11 protein-coding genes are annotated in these 13,506 nt (G+C 75.0%); 10 read left to right on the plus strand and 1 reads right to left on the minus strand.

Features of this window, described 5'->3' with window-relative positions; translation table 11 throughout:
• Positions 1-41: 41 nt before the first annotated feature.
• From QP090_RS30630 to QP090_RS30650, 5 genes are read left to right on the plus strand one after another with little or no spacing between them, the layout of a single operon-like run.
• The gene (locus tag QP090_RS30630) at positions 42-1,241 is read left to right on the plus strand and encodes a PfkB family carbohydrate kinase (protein WP_285942990.1); all 1,200 of its coding nucleotides are present in this window, start codon (positions 42-44) and stop codon (positions 1,239-1,241) included.
• A gap of 3 nt (positions 1,242-1,244) precedes the next feature.
• Positions 1,245-2,594, plus strand: a complete 1,350-nt coding sequence (locus QP090_RS30635; protein WP_285942991.1) for an extracellular solute-binding protein — start codon at positions 1,245-1,247, stop codon at positions 2,592-2,594.
• A complete protein-coding gene (locus QP090_RS30640) occupies positions 2,591-3,520 on the plus strand; it encodes a carbohydrate ABC transporter permease (RefSeq protein WP_285942992.1) in 930 nt (309 codons plus the stop codon). The genes QP090_RS30635 and QP090_RS30640 overlap by 4 nt, the downstream gene beginning before the upstream one ends.
• Positions 3,517-4,308 (plus strand): carbohydrate ABC transporter permease, encoded by a 792-nt coding sequence (locus QP090_RS30645; protein WP_285942993.1) that lies wholly within the window; start codon positions 3,517-3,519, stop codon positions 4,306-4,308. The genes QP090_RS30640 and QP090_RS30645 overlap by 4 nt, the downstream gene beginning before the upstream one ends.
• 21 nt (positions 4,309-4,329) lie before the next feature.
• Positions 4,330-7,014, plus strand: a complete 2,685-nt coding sequence (locus QP090_RS30650; protein ID WP_285942994.1) for a sugar-binding protein — start codon at positions 4,330-4,332, stop codon at positions 7,012-7,014.
• Positions 7,015-7,073: 59 nt separating this feature from the next.
• Here QP090_RS30650 and QP090_RS30655 read toward each other — a convergent pair whose 3' ends face one another.
• Entirely contained in the window at positions 7,074-8,012 is a 939-nt protein-coding gene (locus QP090_RS30655) for an AraC family transcriptional regulator (protein ID WP_285942995.1), read from the minus strand.
• 82 nt (positions 8,013-8,094) lie between these two features.
• Here QP090_RS30655 and QP090_RS30660 point away from each other — a divergent pair, with 82 nt between their 5' ends.
• From QP090_RS30660 to QP090_RS30680, 5 genes are read left to right on the plus strand one after another with little or no spacing between them, the layout of a single operon-like run.
• Positions 8,095-8,934 (plus strand): NAD(P)H-binding protein, encoded by an 840-nt coding sequence (locus QP090_RS30660; protein WP_285942996.1) that lies wholly within the window; start codon positions 8,095-8,097, stop codon positions 8,932-8,934.
• A gap of 24 nt (positions 8,935-8,958) precedes the next feature.
• Entirely contained in the window at positions 8,959-9,462 is a 504-nt protein-coding gene (locus QP090_RS30665) for an anthrone oxygenase family protein (RefSeq protein WP_285942997.1), read from the plus strand.
• A 55-nt stretch (positions 9,463-9,517) separates the two neighbouring features.
• Positions 9,518-11,026, plus strand: coding sequence for an AMP-binding protein (locus QP090_RS30670; protein ID WP_285942998.1), 1,509 nt, complete (start codon positions 9,518-9,520; stop codon positions 11,024-11,026).
• A 37-nt stretch (positions 11,027-11,063) separates the two neighbouring features.
• Positions 11,064-12,434, plus strand: coding sequence for a serine hydrolase domain-containing protein (locus QP090_RS30675; RefSeq protein WP_285942999.1), 1,371 nt, complete (start codon positions 11,064-11,066; stop codon positions 12,432-12,434).
• Complete coding sequence (locus QP090_RS30680; RefSeq protein WP_285943000.1) at positions 12,421-13,452, plus strand: DUF2804 domain-containing protein; 1,032 nt, start codon at positions 12,421-12,423, stop codon at positions 13,450-13,452. Before QP090_RS30675 ends, QP090_RS30680 begins: the two co-directional genes overlap by 14 nt.
• Positions 13,453-13,506 lie beyond the last annotated feature (54 nt).

Here is a 13,506-nt window from a genome sequence, read left to right on the forward strand (position 1 = left end):
AAGGCTCCCGGCGTCGATGTCCGCCTCGGTGTGGAGGCGCCGTGACCGTGACCGAGACCCACGTCGAGCATCCCTACCCCCCACCCCCGCTCCCGCCCCCGTTCTCACCCCCGCTGCCGTCCGCGGCCCCGACCGGTGCCCCCGGCCGCCCGCCCGAACCCTCGCTCGCCGACCCGTGCGCCGGACGGGAGCCCGCGGGGGAGCTGCTGCACGGCGGCGCTCCCGCGCGCGGCCTGGACGTGTTCCTGAGCGGTTCGGTGTTCATGGACATGATCTTCACCGGGCTGGCGGGCCTGCCGCCGCCCGGCACCGAGGTCGTCACCGACGGCCTCGGCTCGGCGCCCGGCGGCGTCGCCAACATCGCGGTCGCGATGAGCCGGCTCGGCCTGCGGGTCGGGCTGGCGGCCCCGTTCGGGGACGACCTGTTCGGCTCCTACCTGTGGCGGACCCTCGCCGAGCAGGAGGGCGTCGACCTCGGCCGGTCCCGGCGGCTGCCTGGCTGGTCCACGCCGGTGACGGTGTCGCTGGCCTACGCCGCCGACCGCAGCATGGTCACCTTCGCGCGGCCCGTCCCGCACCCCGCCGGCGACCTGCTGGACGGGCCGCCGCCCGCGGCGCGGGCCTGCTTCGTCGACATCGACCGGCCCGTCCCGCCGTGGGCGGCCGGGATGCGCGCCGCGGGCGCGCTGGTCTTCGCCGACCTCGGCTGGGACCCGACCGGGGCCTGGTCGGCGGACGTGCTCGACCGGCTGGAGCACGTGGACGTGTTCCTGCCGAACGCGGCCGAGGCGATGGCCTACACCCGGACCGGCAGCCCCGAGGACGCCGCGGCGGCGCTCGCCCGGCGGGTCCCGGTCGTGGTGGTCAAGCGCGGCGGCGACGGCGCGGTGGCGATCGACTCGGCGACCGGGGAGCGGGCCGAGACCCCGGCGCTGCCGGTCGAGGCGCTCGACGCGACCGGCGCGGGCGACGTGTTCGGCGCCGGGTTCGTGTTCGCGACCCTGGCGGGCCTCCCGCTCGCCGAGCGGCTGCGGTTCGCCAACCTGTGCGCGGGGCTGTCGGTGCGGCACCGCAGCGGCTCGCTCGGCTCCCCGTGCTGGGGCGAGATCGCCGCGTTCGGCGAGTCCGGCGAGGTCCCCGAGTCGGTGCTCGCCGACTACGCCTTCGTCGTCCCGTTCATCCCCGACGCGCCGGACGACACGGTCGTCCGGGCCGAGCCGACCCTTCGGAAGGAGCCGTAGGAGATGCTGAAGCCGGTTGGGAGGCTGCTCGCGGCCTCGGTCCTGGTGGCGGGCGCCGTGGCGTGCGCGCCCGGGGCGGACGGCGGCAGGCCCGGAGGCAGGGCGCCGTCGGAGGTGAGCACCGAGGTGGCCAAGGCGGGCCAGGTGACCCTCACCGTCTGGGACCAGGAGGTGCAGGGCGGGCAGCGCGCGCAGATCGAGCGGCTCAACGCCGGCTTCCAGGCGAAGTACCCCAACGTGAGGATCCACCGGGTGGCCCGGTCGTTCTCCGACCTCCAGAAGACGCTGCGGCTCGCGCTGTCGGGCGGCGACCCGCCCGACGTCGTGCAGGCCAACCAGGGGTACGCGTCGATGGGCCAGTTCGTGAAGGCCGGGATGCTGCTGCCCCTCACCCCCTACGACCGGGTCTACGGGTGGAGGAAGCGCTATCCCAAGGCCCTGACCGACCTCAACAGCGTCAGCCCCGACGGCAGGTCGATCGGCACCGGCGACCTGTACGGTGTGTCGCTGAACGGCGAGATCGTCGGCATCTACGTCAACCGCGAGAAGCTGGCCCGCCTCGGGATCGGGCCGCCGCGGACGTGGGCCGAGTTCGAGCGCGCGCTCGCCGCCGCCAAGGGCAAGGGCGAGCTGCCCGTCGTGTTCGGCAATCTGGAGAAGCTCCCGGCGATGCAGACCTACGGGGTGATCCAGGACCAGCTCGCCGGGAAGGACCCGGTGCGGTCGCTGATCTTCGGCACGGGCGGGAAGTGGACCGACGGCCCGAACGTCCAGGCCGCGCGAACCCTCGCGGACTGGGCCGAGCGGGGCTACTTCAACAAGGACGCCAACGCCGTGAAGTGGGACGACACCCCGGTCGACTTCGCCAAGGGCCAGGGCGTCTTCATGATCGGCGGGAACTGGTGGGCCGCCGACCTCCAGAAGAAGATGGGCGCCAAGGCCGGCTTCATGGCGCCGCCGCCCGCCCAGGCGGGCGCGCCGCCGACGACGATGGGCGGCGAGTCGCTGCCGTTCTCGATCACCTCCAAGTCCAGGCATCCCGACGTCGCCGCCGCCTACATCGACTACATCACCTCACCGCAGGCCATGGACGTGTCGGTCGAGACGGGCAACCTGCCCGCGCTCGCCGCCCCGTCCAAGCGGCCCGAGGGCGCCTTGACCAAGGACGTCGCGGCGGCGTGGGCGGAGCTCAGCAAGGGCGACGGGATCACCCCGTACATCGACTACGCGACCCCCGGCCTCGCCGACACCCTCGGCGGCCCGCTCCAGGAGCTGATCGCGGGGAGGACCACCCCGGAGAAGGCGCTGGAGGCCGCGCAGCGCGACTACGAAGAATTCCTGAAGGGCAAGTGAGCCTCCGCACGCCGCGGGCCCGCCCCCCGCACGCGCGCCCGCCCGGCGAGCCGCGCACCATCGGCTGGCTGTACGTGCTGCCCGCGCTGCTGGTGTACGCCGTGTTCCTGCTCTGGCCGCTCGTCCGCGGCGTCTGGTTCTCGCTGTACGACTGGGACGGGGTGAGCGCGGGGACCTGGGCGGGCCTGTCCAACTACGCCGAGACGCTGACCGACCCGTCCCTGCGCGCCGCGTTCGGGCACGCGCTGATCCTGGCCGTCTTCTACGCGATCGTCCCGTGCCTGATCGCGTTCGTGCTGGTCGCGATCATCTCCCGGACCCGGGTGCGCGGGCTGGCGGTCTTCCGCACGGTGCTGTTCCTGCCGCAGGTGGTCGCGATGGTCGCGGTGGCGGTCGCCTGGCAGTGGGTCTACTCCGCGGACGGCCCGGTCAACACCGTCCTGCGCGGGCTGCACCGGCTCGGGCTGCCGGACTGGTCGCGCGGCTGGCTCGGCGACTTCACCTTCGCGCTCCCGGCGGTCGGGCTGATCGGCACCTGGGTCGAGATCGGGCTGGCGATGGTGCTGTTCCTGGCCGGGGTGCAGAAGATCCCCCGCGAGCTGTTCGAGGCGGCGCGGATCGACGGCGCCGGACCGGTGCGCGAGTTCCTGGCCGTCACCCTGCCCGCCCTGCGGCGCGAGCTGGCGGTCGCGCTGACGCTGACGACGATCGCGGCGCTGCGCAACTTCGATCTGGTCTACATCACCACCAAGGGCGGCCCCGGCGACTCGACCAAGGTCCCCGCCTACGAGGTCTACAACCGGGCGTTCAACACCGGCGAGGTCGGGCTGGCCTGCGCGATCGGGGTCACCCTGGCGGTGCTGGTGTTCGCCGTCACCGCGGCCGTCGGGCGGCTCGCCGAGGGCCGGCCGGGGGAGGCGCCGTGATCTCCGCGCGCGAGCGGTGGCTGAACCACGCGATCCTGGTCGTCTTCGCGGTGATCGCGCTGTTCCCGATGATCGGGGTGGTGGCGACGGCGCTGAGCCTCCCGGACGCCGATCCGGGGGTGTTCGCGGACGCCTGGCGCGAGGGCCACTTCGCCCTCTACCTGCGCAACAGCCTGATCGTCAGCACCGTCACCGTGGTGGCCGGGACGCTGCTGTCGATCACCGCCGGGTACGCGCTCGGCGCGCTGCGCTTCCGCGGCTCGGGCCCGCTGTTCCTGCTGTTCCTGGCCGGGCTGACCATCCCGACCGAGGCCGTGGTGGTCCCGCTCTACTTCGACCTGCGCTCGGCGGGCCTGGACAACACCTACGCCGGGGTGATCCTGCCGCAGACCGCGCAGTCGGTGGCGTTCGGCGCGTTCTGGATGCGCGCCTACTTCCGGGGCGTGCCGCGCTCGCTGCTGGAGGCGGCCCGGATGGACGGCGCGTCGAGCTGGACCACGCTGTGGCGGGTGCTGGTGCCGATGGGCCGCCCGGCGATCCTCACCATGGTCGTGCTGACCTCGATGTGGACCTGGAACGAGTTCCTGCTGCCGCTGGTGATCCTCAACGCCGACGACGGGGTCCGTACCGCGCCGCTCGGGCTGTCGTTCTTCCAGGGCGGCCACCAGACCGACTACGCGCTTTTGATGGCCGGCGCGCTGATCATCGCGGCGCCCATCGTGGCCGTCTACCTCTTCCTGCAACGGCACTTCATCGCGGGCATGCTCTCGGGGGCCATCAAGGAGTAGGGACCGACCACAGGAGCGTTCATGAGGAGACTCGCCCTACCCGTCATCGCCGCCGCGCTCGCCGCGTGGCTCGTTCCCGCGCCCCCAAGCGCGGCCGACCCGCCGCCACCCGCTCCGGCCGCCGCCCGGCACACCGGCGACGGGCGGCTGGACGTGCTGTTCGTCGGCGCCCACCCCGACGACGAGGCCGGCTCGCTCTCGACCCTCGGCCAGTGGGGCGAGGACGCGGGCGCCAAGGTCGGCGTGCTCACCGTCACCCGCGGCGAGGGCGGCGGGAACGCGGCGGGCACCGAGGAGGGACCGCCCCTCGGCCTGCTCCGCGAGGACGAGGAGCGGCGCGCGGTGGGGAAGGCCGGCGTCCGGGACGTCCACTACCTCGACAAGGTCGACTTCTACTACACCGTCAGCACGCCGCTGACCCAGGACGTCTGGGACCACGCCGCGTCCCTGGAGAAGGTCGTGCGGGTGGTCCGCGAGACCCGGCCCAAGGTGATCGTCACGATGGAGCCCGCGCCGCTGCCCGGCCAGCACGGCAACCACCAGGAGGCGGCCCGGCTCGCGTCCGAGGCGTACTTCGCCGCCGCCGATCCCCGGGTGCTGCCGGGCATGCGCACCTGGGCGCCCGGACGGCTGTTCACCAGCGGCGGCGCGTCCGGGCCGGCCGGCTCCGCGTGCGCGAGCGCGTTCACGCCGGACGACCCCGGCGCGGTCGTGTACGGGGTGTGGGGCGGGCGCGCGTCCGCCCGCAACGGCGGGAAGACCTGGGCGCAGGTCGAGCGCGAGGCGCAGCGGGTGTACGTCAGCCAGGGCTGGGGCGGGTTCCCGGACGCGCCGTCCGATCCGGGCGAGATCGGCTGCGACTACTTCACCCAGGCGCACAGCCGGGTGCCGTTCACCCCGGGGAACCGGGACGCGGCGGCGATGCTCGAGGGCGCGCTCGCCCCGGCCGCCGGGGGACTCCCGGCCGGCACCGGGTTCTCCCTGACCACCGGCTCGTTCGGCGTCACCGCCGGCGGCGCGTTCACGGTGACCGCGCACGCCCGCTCGCCCAAGGCCCTGCCGGACGCGAAGGCCGCGCTCTCGGTCCCGCGCGGGTGGACGGTCTCGGGCTCGGGCGCACTCGGCACGGTCGGCGGCGGCGGCAGGGAGCGCACCGCCACGTTCACCGTCCGGCCGCCCGCCACGGCGGGCCCCGGCCGCGTCCGGATCGAAGGGGCGCTGCGGAGCGCGCGCGGGAGCGGCGGCACGGCGACGTCCGTGGAGGTGAGGCCGGAGGTCACCGGCGCGCTGGAACCGCTGCCCCGCGTCGCCGACTTCGACGGCTGGGCGGCCCGCACCGGGCTCCCCGCGACGACCGGCAGGGTGAAGCGCGTCCTGACCCTCGGGTCGGGCCGGTCCCGCGAGGTGCGCGTCGACCTCGCCAACACCACCGGCTCGGCGCGGTCGGGCACCGTCACCCTGGGCCTGCCGAAGGGCTTCGCCGCCGCGCCCGCCTCCAGGCCGTACGAGCTGGCGGCCGGGAGGACCGGCTCGGTGACCTTCACCGTGACCAACACCGACGCCGCGCTCCCGACGTCCAACGCGGGCGGCGACGGCGGCGACTACCCGGTCACCGTCACCACGACCGGCGGTCCGGGCACGCCCGACCGGCAGCGGGGCGCGCTCGAGCTCGTCCCGGTGGCCGAGCTGCCCAAGGCCGCGGCCGCCCCCACCGTGGACGGCAGGGAGGAGCCCGGCGAGTATCCCGGCAAGGCACTGGACCTGTCGCGCCTGTGGGAGGGCACGGCCTGCGGCTCGGCCGCGGACTGCTCGGCCACCGGCAAGGTGACCTGGACCGATGACGCGCTGCACGTGCTGGTCGCCGTGCGCGACGACACGCCCGGCACGGTGCTCGGCGCCGACGACTGCAAGCGGCACTGGCGCACCGACGCGGTCGAGATCGGGATCGACCCGCGCGGCGACTCGGAGAACACCTCCACCACGTTCAAGACCGGGATCCTCCCGAGGACGTCGGACGGCGGGCCGTGCTTCGAGCGCGACGCCGACCACCACCAGGGCGCGGGGCCCGAGACGGCGCCCGGCATGCGGGTCGCGGCGACGGTCTCCGAGCCGTACACCGGCTACACGGTCGAGGCGGAGATCCCGTTCAGGGCGCTGCCCGCCGCCGTCGACCCCGAGCGGATGGGCCTGGACCTGTTCGTCTACGACTCCGACACCCGGGACAAGACCGGCCAGACCCGGATCGGCTGGTCCACGTGGGGCGGGGTGCAGGGCGACCCGTACCGCTGGGGCCTGGCCGCCCTGCCCGGCCACACCCCGCCGCCCGGCCTGCCCACCACCGCCCCGCCGCCGGTGATGCCGACGGACGCGGCGGCGTCGGTGAACTCGCCGCAGTCCATCGTCCAGGCCGCCGGGACCGGCATCCCGCTCGCGGGCGGGCCCGCCGCGCCGCCGTCCGACACGGCCCGCATCGTGGGCCGCCCCGCGGTCTCCGGCGGGACCACCACGTTCCGGTTCCGCGTGACCGGGCCGGGCACCGCCTACGCGCACGTCTGGGACGGCAAGGTCCTCGGCACCAAGAAGATCACTGTCGCGGGCGCCGGGACCCGCTCGGTGACCCTCCCGGGCGCGACCGGCGTGCTCGCGGTGGCGTTCCAGGCGAGAGGAGGCGGCACCGCCAGCTCCACCGCCCGCCTCACCGGCTGATCGCCGAGCCGCCGAGCCGCCGCGCTGGCCGTACTGCCGGTGCGGCGGCTCGCCGCCGGTCAGGCAGAGGCGCCCGTGCGGTACTCCTGCGGGCTGAGGCCGCGTTCGCGCTTGAACGCCGTGCTGAGCGCGAACGCGTCGCCGTAGCCGACCCGGCGGGCCACCGCGTCGAGCGTGGTGTCGGTCTCCCGGAGCAGGTCGGCGGCCTGCGCGAGGCGCACGCCGGTCAGGTACGCCATGGGCGGCTCGCCGACCAACCGGCCGAACCGCTGCGCGAGCGCCGCGCGGGAGACGCCCGCCTCGGCCGCGAGCCCGGCCACCGTCCAGGGCCGGGCCAGGTCGCGGTGCAGCAGCTTCAGCACCGGCCCGACGACCGGGTCGCCGTGCGCCCGGTACCAGCCGGGCGCGGCGGCGCCCGGACGGGAGAACCAGGCGCGCAGCGCCGCGATGAGCAGCAGGTCGAGCAGCCGGTCGAGCACCACGTCCTGCCCCGGCTCGTCCTTGACGATCTCCTGCCCGAGCAGGCCGGGCAGCGGCGAGTCGAAGGTCTCGCCGGGCACCACCAGCATCGCGGGCAGCGCGGCGAGCAGCCGCCGGGTGACCGCGCCGCGCAGCTGGTAGGTGCCGATGAGCATCTCGGCCGGCCCGTCCGGGTCGGTGCCCCACGCGCGCACGCCGAGGTCCATCGCCTCCGCGAGGCTCACCCCGTCGGGCGTGGTGCAGTGCTGCCCGGGATGGATCACGACCTGCGGCGGCGTCGCGGGGTCGTCGGCCACGGTGTACGGGCCCGGCCCGCGGACGATCGCGATGTCGCCCGGCCGCACCTGCACCGGCGGGCCGCCGTCCGGCAGCATCCAGGCCTCGCCGCGGACCATCACCAGCAGGGTGAGCGGCGCCTCGTCCCGGATCCGCACGGACCAGGGCGGCGCGAGCGTCGAGCGGAGCATGAACGCCCCTCGGGCGCGGGGCCCGTCCAGCAGATCGGCGAGCGCGTCCATGCGCGTCACCCTAGACGCTCGGACATGGTGGCGAGCTTCTCGGCGATGGTGGCCCGACCTGCCCGCCTGTTGACTGAAGGGCATGACCAAGCACACGAACGACACCGGCCTGACCCTGGTACTCGGCGGGACGGGCAAGACCGGCCGCCGGGTGGCGGAGCGGCTGGAGGCCCTCGGCGTCCCGGTGCGGATCGGCTCCCGGACCGCCGACCGGCCCTTCGACTGGACCGACGAGGGGACCTGGGCGCCCGCGCTCCGCGACGCCGCCGCGGTCTACCTCGTCTACTACCCGGACCTCGCGGCGCCCGGCGCGCCCGCCGCGATCGCGGCGTTCACCGCCGCCGCCGAGGCGGCCGGGGTCTGCCGGGTGGTGCTCCTGTCGGGGCGCGGCGAGGAGGAGGCGCGGGCGTGCGAGGAGATCGTGCGCGCGTCCGGCCTCGCCTGGACGATCGTGCGGGCGAGCTGGTTCGCCCAGAACTTCAGCGAGGACTACCTCCTGGACCCGGTGCGGGGCGGCGAGGTCGTCCTCCCGGCCGGGGACGTGCCCGAGCCGTTCGTGGACGCCGGCGACATCGCCGACGTGGCCGCGGCGGCGCTGACGCAGGACGGGCACGCCGGGCGGGTGTACGAGCTGACCGGCCCCCGCGCGCTCACCTTCGCCGAGGCCGTCGCCGAGATCGCCGGCGCCGCCGGGCGGGACGTGCGGTACGTCCGGGTGAGGCCGGAGGAGTACGCCGGTGCGCTGGAGGGGCACGGCGTGCCCGCCGAGGTCGCCGGCCTGCTGACCTACCTGTTCACCACGGTGCTCGACGGCCGCAACTCCGGGGTCGGTGACGGCGTGCGCCGCGCCCTCGGCCGCGATGCCCGGGACTTCGCCGACTACGCGCGGGAGACCGCGGCCACCGGTGTCTGGAACGCCTGAGTACTCCGAAAGGACATCGTGCCCATGAGATCCGCGCTCACCGCCGTCACGGCGGCCCTGTCGTTCCTGATGGCCGCCGGGATGGCCGGCACCTTCTTCGCCTTCTCGGTCGGGGTGATGCCGGGCCTGAACGCGACCCGGGCGACGTCGGCGATCGCCGCGATGCAGGCGATCAACCAGAGGATCCAGAACCCGCTGTTCCTCGGCGCCTTCATGCTGGCGCCGGTGCTGGCGGTGATCGCGGGGGTGCTGCTGCTGACGGCGGGCCAGAAGTCCGCCGCGCTGCTGTTCTTCGCCGCGGCGGCGGTGTACTTCGTCGGCGCCTTCATGCCGACCGTCGTGGTCAACGTGCCGATGAACAACGACCTGGACGCCGTCAAGGTCCCGTCCGACCTCGCGGAGGCCGCCGGGATCTGGTCGGACTACTCGGGGCGCTGGACGCTCTGGAACGGGGTCAGGGCGCTGTTCTCCTTCGGCGGCGTGCTGCTGATGGGCTACGGCGCGTATCTGTGGGGCCGGGACTCCTGATCCCCGATGTGCTTGGGTGGTGTGACGTGGAACATGCTCTCCGGGAGGACCGCCCATGGCCGTCGCCACCGCATCCAACGCCGCGTCCCGGCCCGGTGAGATCGCCCTGCGGGACGAGCGGAGAGAGCTGACCTGGGCCCAGGCCGACGACCTGCTCAACCGCGCGGTGAACGCGCTGCTGCCGCTCGGGCCGGGGGCGCGGGTCGCGGTGTACGCCGAGAACTCCGCCGAGACGGTCTTCGCCCACGTGGCGGGCCTGCTGGCCGGGATGTCGGTGGTGCCGGTCAACTTCCACCTCACCGCCGCCGAGACCGCCTACATCCTCGGTGACTCCCGGGCGGCCCTGCTGCTCACCGGGCCGGAGAACGCCGCGCGGGCGGTGGAGGCCGCGCGGCTGGCGGGGATCTCCCGCGTCATCGCCTGGCGCTGCCGGGACGTCCCGGGAGCCGAGCCCTGGGAGGACGTGCTCGCCGCCGCGTCCCCCGCCGAGCCGCCGTCCGACCTGGAGCCGCGGGCCAACCTGCTCTACACCTCCGGGACCACGGGCGTGCCCAAGGGCGCCCCGCTGCCGCCCAACATGTTCGCGGGCGGCCGCACGATCGCCGAGCACGTCGAGGCCCTCCGCGAGCAGCCCCTGACGATGCTCGGCCCGCACCTGGCCGTCAGCCCGCTCTACCACACCGGCCCGCTGATCGGCGTGCGCGCGTTCGCCGCCGGGAACGAGCTGGGGGTGCTCGGCCGGTTCGACGCCGAGCGGGTGCTCCGCGCGATCGACCGGTGGCGGCCCCTGGCCTCGGTGATGGTGCCGACCCACTTCGTCCGGCTGCTGGAGCTGCCGCGGGCCGTCCGGGACCGGTACGACCCGTCCAGCCTCGCGCTCGTCGCGCACACCGGATCGTCCTGCCCGGTCGAGGTCAAGCGCGCCATGATCGAGTGGTGGGGGCCGGTGCTCGTCGAGGCCTACGGCGCGACCGAGGCCGGCACCGTCGCCGTGATCGACTCATCCGACTGGCTGGCCCGTCCCGGCTCGGTCGGACGGCCCGTCCCGCCGTTCGAGACCCTCGTGGTGGACGAGGCGGGCGACCCGGTCCCGGCCGGCACCGAGGGCCGGCTGTACTTCCGCGACCCCACCGGCCGGGGCGTCCTGTACGAGGGCGACCCGGACAAGACCGCCGCCGCCCACCTGGAGCCGGGCGTCTTCACCCTCGGCGAGATCGGCTACGTCGACGCCGACGGGTTCGTCTACCTCACCGACCGCTTCTCCGACATGGTCGTCTCGGGCGGCGTGAACCTCTACCCGGCCGAGGCCGAGAAGGTCCTGTTCGAGCATCCGGGCGTGGCCGACGCCGCCTGCGTCGGCGTCCCGCACCCGGAGATGGGCGAGGAGCTGAAGGCCGTGGTGGTCGCCCGCGACGGGGCGGTCACCGAGGACGAGCTGATCGCGTTCTGCCGCGACCGCCTCACCCACTTCAAGTGCCCGCGCTCGGTCGACTTCGTCGCCGAACTGCCGCGCACCGAGATGGGCAAGCTGAACAAGCGGGAACTGCGCGCCCCGTACTGGTAGAACGCGAAGGCAAGGAGAGCCGAACGAGAGGACGACGATGTCATTGCTGCCCGGAACCGAACGCGCGCTGCTCAGGCGGATCGCGGTGGCCCAGGCCGAGGAGCGGGCGCCGTCGGTGTCGGCCGCGGTGGTGCGCGACGGCCGCGCGGTCTGGTCGGGCGGGCGCGGCCGGGTGGACGGGCGGGCCCCCGACGCCGGCACCCAGTACCGCGTCGGCTCCATCACCAAGACGTTCGTGGGCGTGCTGGTGATGCGGCTCCGCGACGAGGGCCTGATCGACCTGAACGACCCGCTCGACCGGCACCTGCCCGGCACGGCCGTGGGCGACCGCACGATCGGCCAGCTCCTGGCGCACAGCGGGGGGCTCGCCGCCGAACCGCCCGGCGAGTGGTGGGAACGCACCCCGGGAGGGGAGTGGGACGCCCTGAACGCCTCACTCGGCAAGGACGCGGTCCGGCACCGCGCCGGGCGGCGGTTCCACTACACCAACGTCGGGTTCGGGGTGCTCGGGCAGCTCGTGGCGGTCCTGCGCCGCACCGAGTGGACCACCGCGCTGCGCGAGGAGATCCTCCGCCCGCTGGAGATGGCGCGGACGACCACGCGTCCCGAGGCGCCGCACGCCGCCGGGCTCGCGGTGCACCCGTGGGCCGACGCCGTCCTCGACGAGCCCGAGCACGACGCCGCGGCGATGGCCCCCGCCGGGCAGCTCTGGTCGACCGCCGGCGACATGGCCCGCTGGGCGGCGTTCGTCGGCGGCGACACCGGGGGGGTGCTCGGCCCCGACACGGTCGCCGAGATGCGCGAGCCCGCCGTGGTGGAGGATGCCCTGACCTGGACCTCCGGCTACGGCCTCGGGATCCAGCTCCTGCGCGACCGCGGGATGCGGCTGGCCGGGCACACCGGCTCGATGCCCGGGTTCCGCGCCGCGGTGTGGGCCGAGCCGGGCGAGGGCATCGGCGCCGTCGTGCTGTCCAACTCCACCGCCGGGATCGCCATCGGCGGCCTCGCCGCCGACCTGGTGCACCTCGTCGCCGAGCTGGAGCCGGGCCTGCCCGCCGAGTGGACGCCGATGGACGACCCCGATCCGGCGCTGCTCGCGCTGACCGGGCCCTGGTACTGGGGCCCGGCGCCGTACACGCTGCGGCTGCTCCCGGACGGGTGGCTGTCGCTCGTCCCGTCCGCGAAGCGCGCGCCCGGCGGGCGGTTCCGGCCCGAGGGCGACGGCACGTGGACGGGCCTGGACGGCTACCACCAGGGGGAGACCCTGCGCGTCGTCCGGCGCGCCGACGGCACGGTGAGCCACCTCGACGTGAACACCTTCGTGTTCACCCGCGAGCCCTACGACCCGTCCGCGCCCGTCCCCGGCGGCCTCGACCCCCGCGGCTGGAGGGGCGATGCCGGAGCGTGAGATCACCGGCCCGGTCGACCTGTGCCTGCCGGACGGGCGGCTGAACCCGGCCGCCGCAGGCTGGTCCCGGTCGCCCGTGCACCGCGCCAACCTGCGCGGCTGGGGGCGGACGAAACGCTGGGAGTACTGGTGCGTCACCACGCCCCGGCACCTGATCGCGCTGACGGTGAGCGACCTCGACTACCTGGCGCTCAGCAGCGTCTACTTCCTGGAGTACGGGGGACGCGAGTTCGAGCGCTCGGCGATCGCGCCGTTCGCCCTCGGCGTGAGCCTGCCCGAGCGCATCGCCGGGGCGGGCGGCGCCGACGTGACGGTCGGCCCGGAGCGCCCGACCGGCGGGCGCGTCCGCGTCGCGATCCGGAAGGCGCCCGGCGGCACCCGCCTGCGCGCGCGGTGCGTCACCCCCGACGGGCTGCCGGTCGAGGCGGACCTGACGGTCGGCCTGCCTGACGGGCACGAGACGCTCAGCGTGGTGGTGCCGTGGAGCGACGACCGGTTCCAGTACACCTCCAAGCACACGGCGCGCCCGGCCTCCGGGAGCGTCCGGATCGGCACCGAGGAGTACGCGTTCGGCGAGGACGCGTGGGGCGTCCTGGACCACGGGCGGGGCCGCTGGCCGCGCGCCGTCACCTGGAACTGGGGTGCCGCGTCCGGGCGCACCGGGGGACGCCTCGTCGGGCTCCAGCTCGGCGGGAGGTGGACCGAGGGGACGGGCACGACCGAGAACGCGCTCTGCGTCGACGGCCGGCTCACCAAGATCGGCGAGGAGCTCGACTGGCGCTACGACCTCGCCGACCCGCTGGCCCCGTGGACGATCCGGACGCCCGACGCGGAGCTGGTCGACCTGACCTTCGCCCCGTTCCACGACCGGACGGCCCGGATCGACACCGGCCTGCTCGCCAACCGCACCGACCAGTGCTTCGGCCGCTACTCGGGGCGGATCCGCACCGCCGCCGGCGAGGACGTCCAGGTCGACGGCCTGCTCGGCTGGGCCGAGGAGGTCCGGATGCGCTGGTAGCGCCGGGCACGGCCCCAGCCGGGTGCAGCCCGGACGGGTGCGGCCTGGACGGGT

The organism is Actinomadura xylanilytica, assembly GCF_030283145.1.
GTDB lineage: Bacteria > Actinomycetota > Actinomycetes > Streptosporangiales > Streptosporangiaceae > Spirillospora > Spirillospora xylanilytica.